This is a genomic window from Mycolicibacterium litorale, from assembly GCF_010731695.1.
GTDB classification, from domain to species: domain Bacteria; phylum Actinomycetota; class Actinomycetes; order Mycobacteriales; family Mycobacteriaceae; genus Mycobacterium; species Mycobacterium litorale.
The window spans coordinates 3,335,890-3,352,834 of sequence record NZ_AP022586.1; the positions used below are offsets into that span (position 1 = coordinate 3,335,890).

Annotated in this window: 16 protein-coding genes and 1 pseudogene; 12 read left to right on the forward strand and 5 right to left on the reverse strand. The window is 66.5% G+C overall.

From position 1 onward, the window contains the following. Positions 1-62 precede the first annotated feature (62 nt). The 5 genes from G6N30_RS15900 (at position 63) to G6N30_RS15920 (ending at position 4,536) form a co-directional block, all read left to right on the forward strand. On the forward strand, positions 63-1,448 hold the full coding sequence (locus G6N30_RS15900) for a cytochrome ubiquinol oxidase subunit I (RefSeq protein ID WP_234880149.1): 1,386 nt from the start codon (positions 63-65) through the stop codon (positions 1,446-1,448). Then, the gene (locus G6N30_RS15905) at positions 1,445-2,446 is read left to right on the forward strand and encodes a cytochrome d ubiquinol oxidase subunit II (RefSeq protein WP_134054380.1); all 1,002 of its coding nucleotides are present in this window, start codon (positions 1,445-1,447) and stop codon (positions 2,444-2,446) included. The genes G6N30_RS15900 and G6N30_RS15905 overlap by 4 nt, the downstream gene beginning before the upstream one ends. 243 nt (positions 2,447-2,689) lie before the next feature. Next, entirely contained in the window at positions 2,690-3,340 is a 651-nt protein-coding gene (locus tag G6N30_RS15910) for a cutinase family protein (RefSeq protein WP_134055334.1), read from the forward strand. A gap of 66 nt (positions 3,341-3,406) precedes the next feature. Then, positions 3,407-3,934, forward strand: coding sequence for a DinB family protein (locus G6N30_RS15915; protein WP_163687607.1), 528 nt, complete (start codon positions 3,407-3,409; stop codon positions 3,932-3,934). Beyond that, positions 3,934-4,536 (forward strand): mycothiol transferase, encoded by a 603-nt coding sequence (locus tag G6N30_RS15920; protein ID WP_134054385.1) that lies wholly within the window; start codon positions 3,934-3,936, stop codon positions 4,534-4,536. The genes G6N30_RS15915 and G6N30_RS15920 overlap by 1 nt, the downstream gene beginning before the upstream one ends. A gap of 13 nt (positions 4,537-4,549) precedes the next feature. On the opposite strand, the gene G6N30_RS15925 is transcribed toward G6N30_RS15920, so the two are convergent. After that, positions 4,550-5,149 (reverse strand): TetR/AcrR family transcriptional regulator, encoded by a 600-nt coding sequence (locus G6N30_RS15925; protein WP_134054387.1) that lies wholly within the window; start codon positions 5,147-5,149, stop codon positions 4,550-4,552. A gap of 96 nt (positions 5,150-5,245) precedes the next feature. On the opposite strand from G6N30_RS15925, the gene G6N30_RS15930 reads away from it, so the two are divergent. The 3 genes from G6N30_RS15930 (at position 5,246) to G6N30_RS15940 (ending at position 7,616) form a co-directional block, all read left to right on the forward strand. Continuing rightward, the gene (locus tag G6N30_RS15930; protein ID WP_134055336.1) at positions 5,246-6,238 is read left to right on the forward strand and encodes an oxygenase MpaB family protein; all 993 of its coding nucleotides are present in this window, start codon (positions 5,246-5,248) and stop codon (positions 6,236-6,238) included. 66 nt (positions 6,239-6,304) lie between these two features. Continuing rightward, positions 6,305-6,790 carry a histidine kinase gene (locus G6N30_RS15935; RefSeq protein ID WP_134054389.1) on the forward strand — a complete coding sequence of 162 codons (486 nt, stop codon included), beginning with the start codon at positions 6,305-6,307 and terminating at the stop codon, positions 6,788-6,790. A 22-nt stretch (positions 6,791-6,812) separates the two neighbouring features. Next, positions 6,813-7,616, forward strand: coding sequence for a DUF4097 family beta strand repeat-containing protein (locus G6N30_RS15940; protein WP_134054390.1), 804 nt, complete (start codon positions 6,813-6,815; stop codon positions 7,614-7,616). 16 nt (positions 7,617-7,632) lie between these two features. Here G6N30_RS15940 and G6N30_RS15945 read toward each other — a convergent pair whose 3' ends face one another. Continuing rightward, positions 7,633-7,953 carry a hypothetical protein gene (locus G6N30_RS15945; protein ID WP_134054392.1) on the reverse strand — a complete coding sequence of 107 codons (321 nt, stop codon included), beginning with the start codon at positions 7,951-7,953 and terminating at the stop codon, positions 7,633-7,635. A gap of 191 nt (positions 7,954-8,144) precedes the next feature. Between G6N30_RS15945 and G6N30_RS15950 the strand changes: the two genes are divergently transcribed. The 4 genes from G6N30_RS15950 (at position 8,145) to G6N30_RS15965 (ending at position 12,466) form a co-directional block, all read left to right on the forward strand. Further along, positions 8,145-9,503 (forward strand): ABC1 kinase family protein, encoded by a 1,359-nt coding sequence (locus G6N30_RS15950; protein WP_134054394.1) that lies wholly within the window; start codon positions 8,145-8,147, stop codon positions 9,501-9,503. 1 nt (position 9,504) lies between these two features. Continuing rightward, positions 9,505-10,410 carry an alpha/beta fold hydrolase gene (locus G6N30_RS15955; RefSeq protein ID WP_134054397.1) on the forward strand — a complete coding sequence of 302 codons (906 nt, stop codon included), beginning with the start codon at positions 9,505-9,507 and terminating at the stop codon, positions 10,408-10,410. Between the two features lie 132 nt (positions 10,411-10,542). Then, complete coding sequence (locus G6N30_RS15960; RefSeq protein ID WP_134054399.1) at positions 10,543-11,415, forward strand: cyclopropane mycolic acid synthase family methyltransferase; 873 nt, start codon at positions 10,543-10,545, stop codon at positions 11,413-11,415. Between the two features lie 151 nt (positions 11,416-11,566). Continuing rightward, entirely contained in the window at positions 11,567-12,466 is a 900-nt protein-coding gene (locus G6N30_RS15965; RefSeq protein ID WP_134054401.1) for a cyclopropane mycolic acid synthase family methyltransferase, read from the forward strand. Positions 12,467-12,532: 66 nt separating this feature from the next. Here G6N30_RS15965 and G6N30_RS15970 read toward each other — a convergent pair whose 3' ends face one another. The 3 genes and pseudogenes from G6N30_RS15970 to G6N30_RS15980 all read right to left on the reverse strand — a co-directional run bounded on the left by G6N30_RS15970 (position 12,533) and on the right by G6N30_RS15980 (position 16,720). Next, entirely contained in the window at positions 12,533-12,847 is a 315-nt protein-coding gene (locus G6N30_RS15970) for a PASTA domain-containing protein (protein ID WP_134054403.1), read from the reverse strand. A gap of 109 nt (positions 12,848-12,956) precedes the next feature. After that, positions 12,957-14,555: a PE-PPE domain-containing protein gene (locus G6N30_RS15975; RefSeq protein ID WP_134055338.1), complete on the reverse strand. Its 1,599-nt coding sequence runs from the start codon at positions 14,553-14,555 to the stop codon at positions 12,957-12,959. Positions 14,556-15,210: 655 nt separating this feature from the next. Further along, positions 15,211-16,720 (reverse strand): annotated as a pseudogene (locus G6N30_RS15980) (sugar transferase). Between the last annotated feature and the right edge of the window lie 225 nt (positions 16,721-16,945).

The window sequence follows — 16,945 nt, forward strand, 5'->3', positions numbered from 1 at the left end:
GAGTGAATCCGTTCCGCTGTTATTCGCCCGAGGGGGTAGACGCGTGGTCGACAATGGCGATCGTGGGCTTGACCGAAGTCCTGTTGCTCGCCTCCGAGGGCGAGCCACCCGGGCTGCTGCCGGCGCGCCAGCAGATGGCCGTGTCGCTCGGCTGGCACATCGTGCTGGCCAGCTTCGGCGTGGCGTTTCCGGCGATGATCTTCGTCGTGCACCGCCGCGGGATCGTGCGCAACGACGACGTGGCGCTGGGACTGGCGCGGCGGTGGGCGAAGGTGTCGGCGGTGCTGTTCGCCATCGGGGCTGTGTCCGGGACGGTCCTCAGTTTCGAGATGGGCCTGTTGTGGCCGGGGCTGATGGGCCGGTTCGGCGATGTCCTGGGGCTGCCGTTCGCGTTCGAGGGGTTGTCATTCTTCGTCGAGGCGATCTTCCTCGGCATCTATCTGTACGGCTGGGACCGTATGCCGCCGCGGCGGCACCTGATGACGCTGATCCCGATGGCGCTCGCCGGCATCGTCGGCACGTTCTGCGTCGTCTCGGTCAACGCGTGGATGAACCATCCCGCAGGCTTCGTGATCCGCGACGGTGAGGTCACCGACGTCAATCCGTGGCGGGCGATGTTCAACGAGGCTGCGCTGCTGCAGTTCCTGCACATGTGGGTGGCGGCGTTCCTGGCCGTCGGGCTCGTGGTGTCCGGGGTGTACGCGTTCGGGATGCTGCGTGGCCGCGTCGACGCCCACCACCGGTTGGGGTTCACGGTGCCGTTCGTGTTCGCCTCGGTGGCCGCGATCGTCCAGCCGCTCATCGGACATGTGTTGGGCATGAAGATCCACGACGAGCAGCCGGCCAAGCTGGCGGCCTTCGAACTCGCGCAGACCACGGAGGGACCCGCGCCGCTGCGGCTGGGCGGAGTGCTGATCGACGGTGAGGTGCGCTGGGCGCTGACGATTCCGCGGCTGGGCTCGATCATTGCGCGCAACTCGTGGGACGCGCCGGTTCCCGGGCTCGACGACGTGCCGCGATCGCAGTGGCCGCCGGTCAATCTCACCCATCTGGCGTTCCAGTCGATGGTGGGCATCGGGACGCTGCTGGCCGCCGTGACGGTGGTGTACTGGCTGGCCCGCTGGCGTGGACACGACCTACTGATGAACCGCTGGTTCCTGCGGGTATCCGTCGTGACCGGCCCGCTGGCGGTGCTTGCCATCGAATCCGGCTGGGTGGCAACCGAAGTCGGACGTCAGCCGTGGACGGTGTGGCAGGTGCTGACCACGGCCGACGCCGCCAGCCGGAGCAGTGGGCTGTGGTGGAGCTACATCGCGGTGCTCATCATCTATCTCGGGATGACAGTCGGCGCGGTGGTGGTGCTGCGGTCGATGGCCCGGCGGTGGCGTGCCGGGGAGGAGGATCTGCCGAGCCCGTACGGACCGCCGCAGGCGGAGCCGGTGCCGTGACGACCGCGACGCTGGTCGCGATGGCGATGTTCCTCGGAGTGATCGTCTACGCGCTGTCGGGCGGCGCCGACTTCGGTTCGGGCTTCTACGACCTGACCGCGGGCAATGCCGAGCACGGCGCGAAGGTCCGCACGCTGGTCGACCACAGCATCGGGCCGGTGTGGGAGGCCAATCACGTCTGGCTGATCTACATCCTGGTCATCTGGTGGACGGGCTTTCCCGCGACGTTTGCCGCCGCGACGACGACGTTGTTCGTGCCGCTCGCCCTGGCGCTGGCGGGAATCGTGTTGCGCGGGGCCAGTTTCGCGTTCCGCAAGTACTCGGCGACGGTGTCGCAGGCCCGGCTGTTCGGGGCGATCTTCGCCGGCTCGTCGTTGATCAGCCCATTCTTCCTCGGCACGGTGGCCGGGGCGATCGCGTCGGGCCGCGTTCCCGCCCAGGGCTACGGCGACCGCGTCGGATCGTGGCTCAACCCCACCTCTCTGGTGGGCGGTTGTCTGGCGGTCGCGACGTGCGTGTTCCTCGCGGGCGTGTTCCTGACGGCCGACGCGGCCCGCGCGGGCGACGAGGCCTTGGCCGGGGGTCTGCGCCTGCGCACCCTCGGTGTCGGGCTCGTGGCCGGAGTGATCGTCTTCGCCGGGCTCTACCCCGTCGCCCACGACGCGCCGACGCTGGCTGCCGGCTTGCGCAGCCATGCGGCGCCCCTGCTCGTCGTCGCCCTGGTGGCCGGGGCGACCGCGGTGGTCCTGGTGTACCGGCGCCGTTACGCGGTCGCGCGTTTCGCCGCGGTGGCCGCGGTCGGTTCGGTCATCACCGGTTGGGGGGTGGGCCAGTACCCGTGGCTGCTGGTCGACGAGGTGACCATCGCCGACGCTGCGGGCGCGCCGGCGACCCTCAGCGGCCTGCTCGTGGTCGTCGTGCTGGCCGGGGTGATCGTGCTGCCGGCGCTCGGGTACCTGTTGTGGCTCACGCAGTCGGAGGCGTGGAGCCACGACTGAAGCCGTGCGGTCAGGCGCGTGTGGCGCGGAAACGTATAGCTTGCGCGATGATCCCGGCCGGCATCGACGGTGGGGAATGTACTCGGAAACGTCTGCGTTGGCCGGATTGCTGCCACATCATCGATGATGTGGCAGTACCGCGTCCTCGGTGTAGGTGTGTGCGCCGTGGGGCGAACGCGAGACAGGGGGTCGGGAGTGAATTTCACCAGAGTTCTGACACTGCCCTACACGGCGGCGCTGGCGATGCTGTCGCTGTCGACCGTTGCGGCGCCAACCGCTTCGGCCGCGCCGTGCCCGGACATCGAGGTGGTCTTCGCCCGCGGCACCCATGAGCCGCCGGGGGTGGGTCCGACGGGAGAAGCGTTCGTCGATGCGCTGCGCCCGCAGATCGGCTCGAAGTCACTGAACGTATACCCGGTCAACTATCCCGCCACCGACCAGTGGGCCACCGGCGCGGACGGTATCCGCGACGCGAGCGCTCGGATCCTTTCGACGGTCGAGACGTGCCCCGATACGAAGATCGTGCTCGGCGGCTACTCGCAGGGCGCCGCGGTCGCAGGTTTCGTGACGTCGGCGGCGGTTCCCAGCGGTGTCGATCCCGCCACCGTCCCCAAACCGCTGCAACCCGAAGTCGCCGACCACGTCGCCGCGGTCGTGCTCTTCGGCCTGCCGAACGTCCGGGCGATGAACTTTCTCGGCGAGCCGCCGGTGGAAATCGGCCCGCTGTACGCGTCGAAGACAAGCACGCTGTGCGCCACCGAGGACCCCGTCTGCTCCGACGGTCTCAATTTCGCCATGCACACCCCCAGCAGCTATGACGGCGATCTGGTCAGCCAAGGAGCGGCGTTCGCCGCCAGCCAGCTCAATGGGACGTCTCAGTGGGAGTCTCGCTGACCTCCCCTTGAAGGCAAATCTGTTCATAGGACAAAACCTGTCCTAAAGCGGTGCGAGGCTATGCCTATGGACCTCACCGCACAGTTGGTCGACCAACTCGACTGGCACTGGACGCAGCAGTTGCGCCCGCGCTTCGACGGCCTGTCCGACGCCGAGTACTTCTGGCAGCCGGTGCCGGGCTGCTGGACGGTGCATCCCGACGGCGCGATCGACTTCAGTTATCCGCCACCGCAGCCCGAGCCGTTCACCACGATCGCGTGGCGGATGGCGCATGTGATCGTCGGGGTGCTGGCGATGCGCAGCCACTCGCATTTCGGCGGCCCACCCGCCGACTACGAGTCGTGGCGTTACGCCACCGACGCGGCGACGGCGTTGCGTCAGCTCGACGAGGAGTACGCACGCTGGATCGCCGGTGTGCGGGCGTTGGACGCCGACGCGTTGACCCGCCCGTGCGGACCGGCCGAGGGGCCGTACGCCGACTACCCGATGAGCGCGCTCGTGCTGCACATCAATCGCGAAGTAATCCATCACGGCGCGGAAATCGCATGCATCCGCGATCTTTACGTCCACACCACCACGAAGGAGAAGCACTGATGCCCGGTATGCCCCCACCTGTCGCCGATGAGCGGGAGAGCCTCATCGAGTTCCTCGCGTTCAACCAGAATGCCTTTTTCTCCGTCGCCTACGGGCTGACCGATGAGCAGGCCCGCTCGACACCGTCGGTGAGCGCGCTGTCGATCGGCGGCCTGATCAAACACGCCACCGGTGTGCAGCAGAGCTGGGCGCAGCGGATCGCCAGCGCGCCGGAATTTCCGCCGCCGGACCCGCGGCCGGTGGAGGAGCAGATGCGCGAATACCAGGACCAGCACGTGATGCGCGAGGACGAGACGCTCGAGGAGTTGCTCGAGGCGCTGCGCGCGCAGAACGCCGAGACGTTGCGGGCGTTGCGGGAGGCCGACCTCTCGACGCCGGTGCCAGTGCCGCACGAGGTGCCGTGGTTTCCGAAGGATGTCGACCACTGGTCGGTGCGCTGGGTGGCGATGCACCTGATCGAGGAGTTGACCCGCCATGCCGGGCACGCCGACATCATCCGCGAATCGATCGACCGGGCGACGATGTACGAGCTGATGGCGGCGCGCGAGGAGTGGCCGGAGACCGATTTCCTCAAGCGGTGGCGGCCGACGCAGCCCGTCTAGCCGCGCCGCCGGCTCAGCGGGTGAGCACCAACCGCAACGCGTAGTCGACGACGGCGTCGAGGTCGTCGCCGAGTGTGCCTGCCAGCCACTGCTGCGCCAGCTCGGCCATCGCCCCGGTGTACATCGCGGCGCCCACCTGCCCGGCCACCGGATCGGAGTCCGGATGCAGCCGCCACCCTTCGACCAGCACCGCCTCGCGCAGCAGGTCCTGGGTGGCGGCGCGGCGGGCGGCCAGCACCGGGTTGGCCCGCGCGTCGGTGAACAGCACCCGCCCGCGCCGGGGATCGGCCGAGCTGAAGCCCAGCACTGCGGCGATCCCGGCGCGGGTGCGCGCCTTGAGTGACTCCCCCGCCGCGGTCATCGCGGCCGCCACGTCGGCGGCCAGCTGCGCGCTCACCTCGTCGTACACCGCACCCAGCAGATCGTCGGTGTCGGTGAAGCTCTCGTAGAAGTAGCGGGTGTTGAGCCCGCATTCGCGGCACACCGAGCGCACCGCCAGCGCCGCCTCGCCGCCCTCGCCGAACAGCCGCAGCGCCGCGTCGATCAGCAGCGCGCGGCGTTCGGCGCGCCGGTCGGTCAACGGCACGCCGGCCCATCGGGTGGGTGTGGGCATTCGCCAAGCGTACGTGTCGCGACGGGATCTGGTCACAGATGTAGCCAAAGCGGTACGGTGGACACAGCCGTCGCCGATCCGCAGGGAGGCACCACCGTGGACATGCCGCACGAGATCCTCACCCAGTGGGTGCGCGGACGCATCGACTACGGCGGCATGCGGCGCAACTACTTCCGCGGCACGGAGTTCGCCGCACCGGTCGGCGATCCCGGCTGGTTCGGTCCGAAAAGCGCCGTCTGGCACGTGCATTCGCATATGGAAGCGCTGATCTTCGGCCTGCAGTGCGCGGCGTACATGGAGCGCCTCGATCCGAGCATCTTCTGGATGGGCATGCACCACTCCCGCCTGGTCGAACGCGACGAGACCGGCACGGCCACCGGGCGGCTCGACCCGGCCGGCGCGATGGCGCGGCTCGGCCATTCGGTGGCGTTCTTCATCGGCACCGCCTATGGGTCGACCGAGACCGCCGAACGGCTCGCCACCACGGTGCGTTCGATGCACCACACCATCAAGGGCGTCCGGCCCGACGGCTTGCGTTACGACGCCGACGACCCGCACTGGCTGCGCTGGAACTACGCCACCGTCGTGTGGGGCATCGCCACCGCGCACGAGTTGTACCACCCGAACCCGTTGCGCGGCAAGGCAATCGACCGTTACTACGGCGAGTTCGTCCGCATCGGGCATGCACTGGGCGGCACTGACCTGCCTGCCACCAAGGCCGATACCGCCGAATGCCTGCGCTCGTACCTGCCCCGGCTCGCGGTCACCCACGGCACCGCGATGGCGACCGGGCCGAACGTCGGGTTGCCGCAGAGCGTCGTCGACTGGGCGATCCGCGACACCATGCCGAAGTGGGCCAAGCAGCTGATCCAGCACAGCGATCCGAACATCCTCGAGCGCACCGCGCGGCGCACCGCGGTGTGGGGCGTCATCAACGGGCTGCACGCCGCGGCCGGTCCGGCGCCGGAGTTCCAGCAGGCGCAGGCCCGGGTGAAGGCCGGCACCACGGTCTCGCACACGGTGCCGACGTACGTGCCCGGCTCGGACCCGATCCGCAGCCGCGACGAGATCGAGCACAGCTTCGCTTGAGCGCGCCGCCACTGTGACGTCAAATTGACCCTTGATCTGACGTCATCTTGATGTCATCGTGATGTCATGGACTTGCAGCCGTACGTCGACAACGTGCGCCACGAGCTCGCCGTCGCCGCCGCAGCCGGTGGTCCCGAGGCGGAAGCCCTCGCTGAGCGGCTGACCGCGCCCTTGGACTCGGCCCTCCGGCTGGCGCTGCTCGAAGTGCTCTCCGAGGCCGCGGAACACCTCACACAACGCTTGGCCCCGGGATCGGTGGAGGTGCGGCTGCGTGGCCGGGATCCCGAATTCGCCGTGACGACGGCGCCCGACCCCGAACCAGAACTTCCCGTCGCGCCGCCGTCGGACAGTGACGATGCCGGCGGCACGTGGCGCGTCACCCTGAGGCTGCCGGAGAGCATGAGACCCGCGGTCGAATCGGCCGCCCGGCGCGCCGGGGTCTCGGTCAACGCCTGGCTGGTCCGCGCCGTGTCCGGTGCGTTCGGCGACGCGGCGCCCACGCGGCGACCGACTTCGCACACCGATAAATCGTTCAGCGGCTGGGTCCGCTGAACCTCAGGAACAGGAGACACAGATGCCCGAATTCCATACGCCCGACCCCGTGACCGCTGTCGTCGAGATCGTCGCCGGTTCGGTACATCTCGCCGCCGGTGAACGCAGCGACACGGTCGTGGAGATCCGCCCCCGCGATCCTTCCCGCGCCTCCGACGTCCGGGCGGCAGAACACGCGCGTGTCGACTTCCGGCACGGGAAGCTGACCGTGTCCGCCGGGCCGAAGTTCGTGTCACTCGGGAGAGGTGGCGCCGTCTCGATCGACATTGCGCTGCCGGCACATTCGCGGCTACAGGCCTCGTCGGCCTCCGCCGACTTCACCAGCGACGGCGTTCTCGGCGACTGCCGCTTCTCCTCGGCCAGCGGCGCCGCGCGCTTCGACGTCGTCGAAGGAAACATCAAAGCGGACACCGCCTCTGGTGACATCGCCGCACAGAGCGTGGTCGGCAACGTCGCCATCGCGACGGCGTCGGGGGATGCCACCTTCGGTCGGCTCGAGGGCGACCTCAAGTTCCAGGCCGCCAGTGGCGCATTGACCGTCGAGCGTCTGCGCGGAGCGGTGAGGGCTCAGACGGCATCCGGAGACGTTTCAGTTGCCGCGGCCGTCAGCGGCGACGTCACCGTGACGACCAGCAGCGGCGACGTCGGGCTGGGCATACCGGAGGGCACGGCAGCCAAGCTGGATGTCCACACCCGCTCCGGCTCCTTCTCCAACACCCTCGACCCGTCGGGCGGTCCGGCCGACGGCAACGAGAAGCTCGTCGTTCACGCCCGCACCGGTTCCGGCGACATCTCCGTGCGCCGGGCGGTCGGCATCACGAACTGACGCGCTCGGGTCAGAGTCACTCGCAGCCGTTGGGCCGCGCGACCTCGAGTTCCGGGGGCGACTCCACCGAGATCTCCTCGCCGGCCGACGGCGACTGCGCGCACACCACCCAGTTGGTGAGGTTGATCTGCTCGTAGGGCGTTCCGTCGGCGGCGGTCGTCTCGGGGAGTACGGCGCCGCCGGTGGCCGAGGCGATGTCGTCGTGCGCTTCCTGCAGGATCGCTCCTTCGACGTCCGGCATCGCCCACGACGTCTGCGCCGCCGCCGGGCCGGCCAGCACGATGCTGCCGGCGATCAGCAGGGTCGCGGCGCCGAGTCCTGTCGCGCGTTTGTTCATCTCAACACCTGATTTCCGAGAGTGGGACGGACCGGAATTCGTATACCCCTCGAACGGCCCCGCTTTTCAGGGTTGCCCGGTGAACTTTCCCGGTGCGACGCGTGAACAGTTACCGAACCATCGGTCGGCATGACTGTGACCCCGGGCACACGCTTTTTCTCCTCATCGCGCATTTTGAGACACTGGCTGCTATGAGTGCCACACGAAAGACCCAGCACCGAGAGGTTGCCAGACTGGACCGGGTGCCGTTGCCGGTCGAGGCTGCCCGCTTCGGCGCGACCGGGTGGCAGATCACCCGCACCGGCGCCCGTGTCGTGACGAACCTGCGCGGACGCGGCAACCTCTCGCAGAAGATCATCAAGCAGGTTCCGCAGACCTTCGCCGATCTCGGACCCACCTACGTCAAGTTCGGACAGATCATCGCGTCGAGCCCCGGCGCATTCGGCGAATCGCTGTCCAAGGAGTTCCGCAGCCTGCTCGACCGGGTGCCGCCGGCGAATCCCGAGCAGGTGGCCAAACTACTGCGCGAGGAACTCGGCGACGACCCGAAGAACCTCTACCAGAGCTTCGACGACAAGCCGTTCGCGTCCGCGTCCATCGCGCAGGTGCACTACGCCACCCTGCACAGCGGTGAAGAGGTCGTCGTCAAGATCCAGCGTCCGGGTATCCGCCGCCGGGTGGCCGCGGATCTGCAGATCCTCAAGCGCGGCGCCCGCCTCGTCGAGTTCGCCAAGCTGGGCCAGCGCCTGAGCGCCCAGGACGTCGTGGCCGACTTCGCCGACAACCTCGCCGAGGAACTCGATTTCCGGCTCGAGGCGCAATCCATGGACGCCTGGGTGGCGCACATGCATGCCTCCCCGCTCGGCAAGAACATCCGGGTGCCGCAGGTGTACTGGGATCTGACCAGTGAGCGGGTGCTGACGATGGAGCGCGTCTCGGGCATCCGCATCGACGACGCCGCCGCGATCCGCAAGGCCGGCTTCGACGGCACAGAACTGGTCAAGGCGCTGCTGTTCAGCCTGTTCGAGGGCGGGCTGCGGCACGGGCTGTTCCACGGTGACCTGCACGCCGGGAACCTCTACATCGACAACGACGGCAAGATCGTGTTCTTCGACTTCGGCATCATGGGCCGCATCGATCCGCGGACCCGCTGGCTACTGCGCGAACTGGTGTACGCGCTGCTGGTGAAGAAGGACCACGCCGCCGCGGGCAAGATCGTGGTGATGATGGGCGCGGTCGGCACGGTGAAGCCGGAGGCCGAGGCCGCGAGGGATCTGGAGAAATTCGCCACGCCGCTCACGATGAAATCTCTGGGCGATATGAGCTACGCCGAGATCGGCAAGCAGCTCTCCGCGCTGGCCGACGCCTACGACGTGAAGCTGCCCCGCGAGCTGGTGCTCATCGGGAAGCAGTTCCTTTACGTCGAGCGTTACATGAAGTTGCTGGCGCCGAAGTGGCAGATGATGAGCGATCCGCAGCTGACCGGGTATTTCGCCAACTTCATGGTGGACATCAGCCGCGAGCACAAAGAGGAAGAGCTGGAGGTCTGACTTGCAGGTCCGTGAAGGTAAGGCACCGTCGGGGGATCTGCAGATCCACTACGAGGACATGGGCAATCCCGGCGATCCGGCCGTCCTGCTCATCATGGGCCTCGGCGCGCAGCTGTTGTTCTGGCGTGAGGAGTTCTGCCGCAAGCTCGTCGACCAGGGGTTGCGGGTGATCCGCTACGACAACCGCGACGTCGGGCTGTCCAGCCATTTCGACGGTCAGCGCACCAGGGGCTCGCAGATCGGCAACATGGTCCGCTCGGTGCTGGGCGTCAAGAGCCCGTCGGTGTACACGCTCGAGGACATGGCCGACGACGCCGCCGCCCTGCTCGACCACCTGGGCATCGACCAGGCGCACATCGTGGGTGGCTCGATGGGCGGGATGATCGCGCAGATCTTCGCCGCCCGCCACGCCGAGCGCACGAAGACGCTCGCGGTGATCTTCTCGTCGAACAACCAGCCGTTCCTGCCGCCGCCCGGGCCGCGGCAGCTGCTGGCCGTGATCACCGGTCCGTCGCCGAACTCGCCGCGTGAGGTGATCATCGAGAACTCGATTCGCGTCAGCAAGATCATCGGCAGCCCCGGCTACCCGTCGACCGACGACAAGCTGCGCGCCGATGCGGTCGCGTTCTACGACCGCGCGTTCTACCCGCAGGGCATCGCCCGGCAGTTCAACGCGATCACCGGCAGCGGCAGCCTGCTGCGCTACAACAAGCAGACCAAGGTCCCGACGGTCGTCATCCACGGTAAAGCCGACAAGTTGATGCGGCCGTCCGGCGGGAAGGCGATCGCCAAGGCAATACCGAATGCGCGGCTGGTGCTGTTCGACGGGATGGGCCACGAGCTGCCCGAGCCGCTGTGGGACGACGTGGTGGGCGAACTCAAGACCACGTTCGCGGAACGACCCTGACCAGTAAAAAGATTTCGTAATTGGGCTCGTGGCATCGCATCGGTTAGCATCGCCTGTCGAGTGCAGGTGGGCCGATGTGGCCGTCAAGAAATGACGCCGTCGCGCCCCTCACCCGCCAGGAAAGGCACCACCATGGCCCCATCGGGCAAACTGAAGCCACATTTCGAAGACGTCCAGGCGCACTACGACCTGTCCGACGACTTCTTCCGGCTGTTCCTCGACCCCAGCCAGATGTACAGCTGCGCGTACTTCGAGCGGGACGACATGACGCTCGAGGAGGCGCAGCGGGCCAAGGTCGACCTCGCGCTCGGCAAGCTCGGCCTGCAGCCGGGGATGACGCTGCTCGACATTGGCTGCGGGTGGGGTTACACCATGATGCGGGCGGTCGAGAAGTACGACGTCAACGTCATCGGGCTGACGCTGAGCAAGAACCAGCACGCGCACGTCGAGAACGTGTTCGCCGCCTCGGACAGTCCGCGCAGCAAGCAGGTGCTGCTGCAGGGCTGGGAGGACTTCGATCAGCCCGTCGACCGGATCGTGTCGATCGGCGCGTTCGAGCACTTCGGCCGTGACCGCTGGGACGACTTCTTCACCATGGCGTACCGGGTGCTGCCGGACAACGGCGTGATGCTGCTGCACACCATCACGGCGCTGACGATCCCGCAGATGATCGAGCGCGGCATCCCGCTGACGTTCTCGGTCGCGCGGTTCATCAAGTTCATCCTCACCGAGATCTTCCCGGGTGGGTACCTGCCGACGATCGAGCTGGTGGGTGAGCATGCGGCCAAGGCCGGCTTCACGTTGACGCGTGAGCAGTCGCTGCAGCCGCACTACGCCAAGACGCTGGATCACTGGGCGGAGGCGCTGGAAGCGCACAAGGACGAGGCCATCGCGGTGCAGTCCGAAGAGGTGTACGACCGCTACATGCATTACCTGACCGGCTGTGCGGATGCCTTCCGGAAGGGCTACACCGACGTGAATCAGTTCACGCTGGAGAAGAAGTAGCAGTCAACCCATTGCCGGCGACTTCTCGTCGGAATTGACCGACACGTTGACGGCGCGCGGCCAGAGCCCTGCGGGCAGGTAGTGTGCGGTCCAACCAACGAACAGTCGATGGACTGATTTGACCTGTCATCAGGAAGGCCGAATAGCGAGCATGTCTGACAACTCAACGGGCACCAAGGATCTGATACCTCACTTCGAGGACATCCAGGCCCACTACGACCTCTCGGACGATTTCTTCGGCGTCTTCCAAGACCCGACGCGCAAGTACAGCTGTGCGTACTTCACCGGGCCGAACGTCACGCTGTCCGAAGCACAGATCGCCAATGTCGATCAGCATCTGGACCGTCTGGATCTCAAGCCCGGCATGACGCTGCTCGAGGTAGGCTGCGGCTGGGGCCTGACGCTCGCGCGGGCGATGGAGAAGTACGACGTCAACGTCATCGGCCTGACGCTGTCGAAGAACCAGCAGGCGTACTGCAACAAGCTGCTCGCGGGGCTGAACAGCGAGCGGACGTTCGACGTGCGGCTGGAAGGCTGGGAACAGTTCCACTCCCCCGTCGACCGTATCGTGTCGATCGAGGCGTTCGAGCACTTCGGGTTCGAGCGTTACGACGACTACTTCAAGACGTGCTTCGAGATCATGCCCGACGACGGCCGCATGACGGTGCAGAGCAGCTGCGGCTACCACCCCAATGACCTGCAGGCCCGCGGCAAGAAGCTGACCTTCGAACTGGCGCGGTTCGCCAAGTTCATCCACGAGGTGATCTTCCCCGGCGGTCGCATCCCGACGACCCAGATGATGGTGGAACACGGCGAGAAGGCCGGGTTCGTGGTGCCGGAGACGCTGTCCCTGCGCAACCACTACATCAAGACGCTGGGCATCTGGGCCGCGCGCCTCGAGCACCACAAGGACGAGGCCATCGCCGCCGCCGGCGAGGAGCACTACAACGACTACATGCGGTACCTGACGGGCTGCCAGTACTACTTCGTCGACGAGGCGCTCGACGTCAGCCTGGTCACCTATCTGAAGCCGGGCGCTGCGGCCGCCTAGGTTCTCGACATACGACATCGCCCCGCCACTTCGAAAGTGGCGGGGCGATGTCGTTGGTACAGGCGGTCAGCAGTTGTTGGGCCGGTTGACGCCGACCGCGGGGGTGGACTTGGCCCGCAGCGTGCCGCCTGCCTTCGGGGACTGCGAGCAGACCGTCCAGTTGGTGAGGTTGAGGACCTCGCCCGGCCCGGACAGGTTCACCGGAGTGAGTTTGAGTCCGCTGCCCTCAGTCGCCGCAGTGAAAGCCTTCTCCGCGGCCGCGAGGTTCATCCCGCGGATGTCCGGCATCTCCCATGTCGACGGTGCTGCCATTGCCTGCGGAGCGCTGAGCGCCGCGGACAGAACCAAGGCCGCCGCGGTGGCCGCCATGCGTGTTTTCATTCGATCCCCTCCCGGAAATTCCACCCGTCACCGTAGCGGACGGCCATCGGCTGATGGTCGGGTTCCGCGCGTGTGTCTAGTGGCGGGCCGCTCGAGGTGCTGAAGAACCTCAGGCAGCGGCCTTTTCGGACTCTGCGTCCGCACGGTCGACCTCCGTGCTGTCCTTGACGTCCGCCTCGTTGTCGTTGTCGGTGACGGTGGTTTCGTCGTCCGTGACTTCCTCGGTCTCCTCCTGCGAGGCGTCTTCCTCGAGGTTGCCCCCATCGTTGTCGGTGACGACATCGTCGTTCTCGAGCTCCTCGTCCTTCGCGGCGTCATCGTCGGAGATGACTGCGTCGCCGGCAGCGGGATCGACGGACTCTTGGGGTTCGACGGGAAGTGGAGTGACGGTGGCATCGCCCTCGGACGTCTCGCCCTTGTCGGTCGGGGCCGTGCCGGTCGTGGGCGCGGTCGGCTGAGAATCGGCCGGCGCTTCGTCCTCGGTCGGCTCGGCGGCGAGGCGATTGAACGATGCCAACACCGATGGCTCGTCGGATTCCGCTTCGCTCGGAGTCGGGACCGGAACGGCGATCATGCTGCTGCCCCGGAAGGCATCTTCGATCCCCTGGATGATGGCTTCGACGAAGTCGGCGGAGAACTGCACCGGATTGAGGGTGAACGGGTTGAACGGGAGGATGGACAGGTTGCGCGGGACGCCAGGGTCGGCGTTGCGGTCATAACCGAGGTCGATCAGCAGCTTGGTGACCGGCTGCAGCAGTCGGACGACGGGGTCGACGAAAGCGGATGTGCCGGTGGCATTTCCGAGGTCAACGAGGGGCATGAAGATCGGCAGGGTGCCCCGCTGGGGGATCAGGACGAAGGTGGCGTTTCCGTGGACGCGCTTGGGCGCGGCGGCGATGGCAGCCGCCAAGCTGGCGTCGTCGTAGCCGTACGGCATCGAGTCGGTCGGCCCGTTGCTGGTGGGGTCGAGGTAGTAGCCGTGCACGTATTCGAACGCGAAGAGGGCGTTCAGCATCGCCAGTGGGTTGCCCCAGTACTGCGGGGCGTCGCCGACGGGGTCGTATTCGAAGGAGTAGTTCGTGCTCTTCACGCCGATGTCGGTGGGCAGCTGCGGCCCGAAGGAGACGTTGAGGATGGGGATGTAGCGCAGGAAACTCAGACGCGACCACAGGCCCTGAGGGTTGTTGATGTTGCCGATGGTGACGACGGTGATGCGGTCCCGAGTGGCCTCGTCGAGTTTGGCGATGTCGTACATCGCGCGGGAGACGACCGCCCCGCCCTGGGAGTAGCCGAAGACGATGATCTGTTCGTCGTCATTGGCCTCATCGTTCAGGATGCCGGCGAGCTGGCTGTTGAGGTTGGTGACGCCCTCCCCCACCGACTCGTTCCAGGTGTCGCAGGTCAGGCCGGGGCACCACCCGGGCAGTGGGATGGGCCAGAAGCTGGCGGGATAATCCACGCCGAGGAGTTCACAGCCGTTCGTTGAGGTGCAGGCGACGCCGGACGGGTTGATGTAGCGGTCGGCAGCGTTCTCCTTGTAACCCTCAACGGCGTTGGGCGGGTTGATGTTGTGCGTCCCGGTGCCCGGGACGATCAGCGCGATCGCACCGAAGGCGAGCGCCGCGGTGAACGCGGAGGCCAGCCATAGACCGATGGTGGCGACGATCGAGGTGATGACGACGAGCGCCGCCCTGGCCGACTTTTGCATACGTAAACGATCACACAACCCAGCGACGCGTATATCGGATTTCGATGCGTTCGGCTGTGGGACAGAAAGGCGGACGGAACGTCGGGCCCTATGGGCGAGGCCCGCTATCGCCGCCGACCAGTGGCCGCAGCACGCTTTCGCCGAGTCGCCGAGGTTGCTGTGACTACGTGATCGAGGCCCGACGCGCCAGGCGCTCGAGGTGACCCCGCTTCCCTTCCGCACCGGCAGGCGGGGAGGGTCTGGCAGGCAGTGAACCGATCACCGCGCACAGCCCAGGCGGCGGCGGTTGGTCCGCGATGTTGGTCCGAGCCGACGACGGCACACATGCCGCCGACGCCGAAGATGTGGAAACTGGAGGAGCGAGCGCGGAGTTGCGGTGGAGCGCGATCTGCGAATCCGCGCTGGCGAGCCGCTGCGTTAACCCTGGGGGCGGAAACAGTCGAGCGCGGCCATCAGATGCTCTTGACTGGACGACTCGCTCGCCAAGGCGGACATCGACGCCTTAATTGTCATGCCCAGCTAGCGATTACTACGAGGCCGCGCCGATTACCAGGCGCGTCGGGCGTTCGGCGTTTCGGCTGGCCGGATACCACGGCCGTTCCGGTCAATTCCGTCGACCAGGACAGCTGATCCATTCTCGACCCGTCAAGAGTGGCTAATAGGCTCCCGAGTGGCCGAATACTGCCTTCAATGTACGCAGCGCGATCAGCAAGTCACCGACCATTGACCAATTCTCGATGTAGAACAGGTCCAGTCGTACCGAGTCTTCCCACGAGAGGTCTGAGCGACCGCTGACCTGCCACAGCCCAGTGATGCCGGGCTTGACCAGCAGGCGACGCCTAGCGGAGTCATCATACGTTTTCACCTCTCTCGCCAGCGGCGGGCGCGGGCCGACGACACTCATGTCACGAGTGAGAACGTTGAGGAATTGGGGCAGTTCATCGATGCTGTACTTGCGCAGGATTCGACCGACCGGCGTGACGCGTGGGTCGCTCTTCATCTTGAACAACACGCCGCCTTCGCTCTCGTTGAGGCCGACAAGCTTGTCGACGAGCTTGTCGGCACCGTCGAGCAGGGTGCGGAACTTAATCATGTGGAACGGCTGGCCGTTGATGCCGATGCGTTCGGAGCGATAAGACACTGACCCTCTGCTGGTGACCTTGATTGCAATGGCGACACCAATCAAAAGCGGCAGCCCGCTCAGCAGCACTGCGCTGGCGAATACAATGTCAAAGAGCCGCTTCTCGAAACGCTTCGCGCCCTTGTACTTAGGCTTCTCCACATGGATCAGCGGCAGCCCGGACACCGGGCGCATCTGCAACCGCGGACCAGCGACGTCAACAACCCCTGGCGCGACCAGCAGGTCGACGTCGAGCTTTTCAAGTTCCCACGACAGGTCGCGGATGCCACGGCCGTCGAGACGCTCAGTCGCGGTGACGGCGACAGCGTGGCTGTCCGTAGCCCGCCACGGCGCCGACTACGTTGGATTCGTTGCCGAAGGTCGGGAGAACGCCAACCCCTGGGACCTCAATCGTGCCGCGGAGGCTTCCGTCCGGAATGCAGGCACCGGCGACCTCGTATCCTGACCGCGGTTCACGGGCCAGCGATCTGGTCAGGTCGCACACGGCTGGCGCGCTACCCACCACCACCACCCGGGTGATGCAGCGGCCGTACTTCATCCGGGCGCGGTTCACGAACCTTCTTGCGAGCCAACGTCCCCCAACTAGAAGGGCGATGCCTACAGGCAGCGCGATAATCAGATAGCCTCGCGCGATCTCGAGCTTGAACAACATCGACAGGATTGCCGTAGCCCCGAACACCGATAGGGTGGCCAGCAAGACGCGGCGGTACTCCTCAGGCCCAGCACCGATGACGCGCGGCGAACGGGACCGATTCACCGCAAGCGCTGTCAGCCACATGGTCGCCGTCATAGCCGAGACCACCGTGTAGTCCACGAAGCGGTAGTTCAGTTCGGCGCCCGGGATCGCCCCGAAGCGCAGCCGCTGCGCGAGAACCACGGCGGTCGCGACCGCCAGAGAATCCAACGCGATGAGCCGGCGCGCATACCACCGTTGCCACGCCGGCATCTGCTTGCTGGTCGCATGCTGATTGGCGGAGGTGGCCAGCCCCATGGAGGCGTCAGGCCCATCATCGAGCGCCGTCATCCAATCCCCCCAGAAAATGCCTTGACCGAAACTGTAAGCCGTCGAACGGCCAATCTCAACTCGATTACGATTCAAAGTGAAATTCGTCTATAACACATCGCTCCTGGCAAATACCTCGATACTTGCCGTTCATTCCGATTTGCCCAGTTAGCCTTAGTCAACGTGCGAGGCGCAAGAATTCTCGGCATCGGCCCACGCGAGCAGGCGTGTAGCTTGACCCGGCGC

What these genes read in the sequence shown, in the direction of transcription:
- G6N30_RS15910 (WP_134055334.1), top strand. Translation starts at nt 2,690, where the DNA reads ATGCTGTCGCTGTCGACCGTTGCGGCGCCAACCGCTTCGGCCGCGCCG.
- G6N30_RS15915 (WP_163687607.1), top strand. Translation starts at nt 3,407, where the DNA reads ATGGACCTCACCGCACAGTTGGTCGACCAACTCGACTGGCACTGGACG.
- G6N30_RS15920 (WP_134054385.1), top strand. Translation starts at nt 3,934, where the DNA reads ATGCCCGGTATGCCCCCACCTGTCGCCGATGAGCGGGAGAGCCTCATC.
- G6N30_RS15925 (WP_134054387.1), bottom strand. Translation starts at nt 5,149, where the DNA reads ATGCCCACACCCACCCGATGGGCCGGCGTGCCGTTGACCGACCGGCGC.
- G6N30_RS15935 (WP_134054389.1), top strand. Translation starts at nt 6,305, where the DNA reads ATGGACTTGCAGCCGTACGTCGACAACGTGCGCCACGAGCTCGCCGTC.
- G6N30_RS15940 (WP_134054390.1), top strand. Translation starts at nt 6,813, where the DNA reads ATGCCCGAATTCCATACGCCCGACCCCGTGACCGCTGTCGTCGAGATC.
- G6N30_RS15945 (WP_134054392.1), bottom strand. Translation starts at nt 7,953, where the DNA reads ATGAACAAACGCGCGACAGGACTCGGCGCCGCGACCCTGCTGATCGCC.
- G6N30_RS15950 (WP_134054394.1), top strand. Translation starts at nt 8,145, where the DNA reads ATGAGTGCCACACGAAAGACCCAGCACCGAGAGGTTGCCAGACTGGAC.
- G6N30_RS15960 (WP_134054399.1), top strand. Translation starts at nt 10,543, where the DNA reads ATGGCCCCATCGGGCAAACTGAAGCCACATTTCGAAGACGTCCAGGCG.
- G6N30_RS15965 (WP_134054401.1), top strand. Translation starts at nt 11,567, where the DNA reads ATGTCTGACAACTCAACGGGCACCAAGGATCTGATACCTCACTTCGAG.
- G6N30_RS15970 (WP_134054403.1), bottom strand. Translation starts at nt 12,847, where the DNA reads ATGAAAACACGCATGGCGGCCACCGCGGCGGCCTTGGTTCTGTCCGCG.
- G6N30_RS15975 (WP_134055338.1), bottom strand. Translation starts at nt 14,555, where the DNA reads ATGCAAAAGTCGGCCAGGGCGGCGCTCGTCGTCATCACCTCGATCGTC.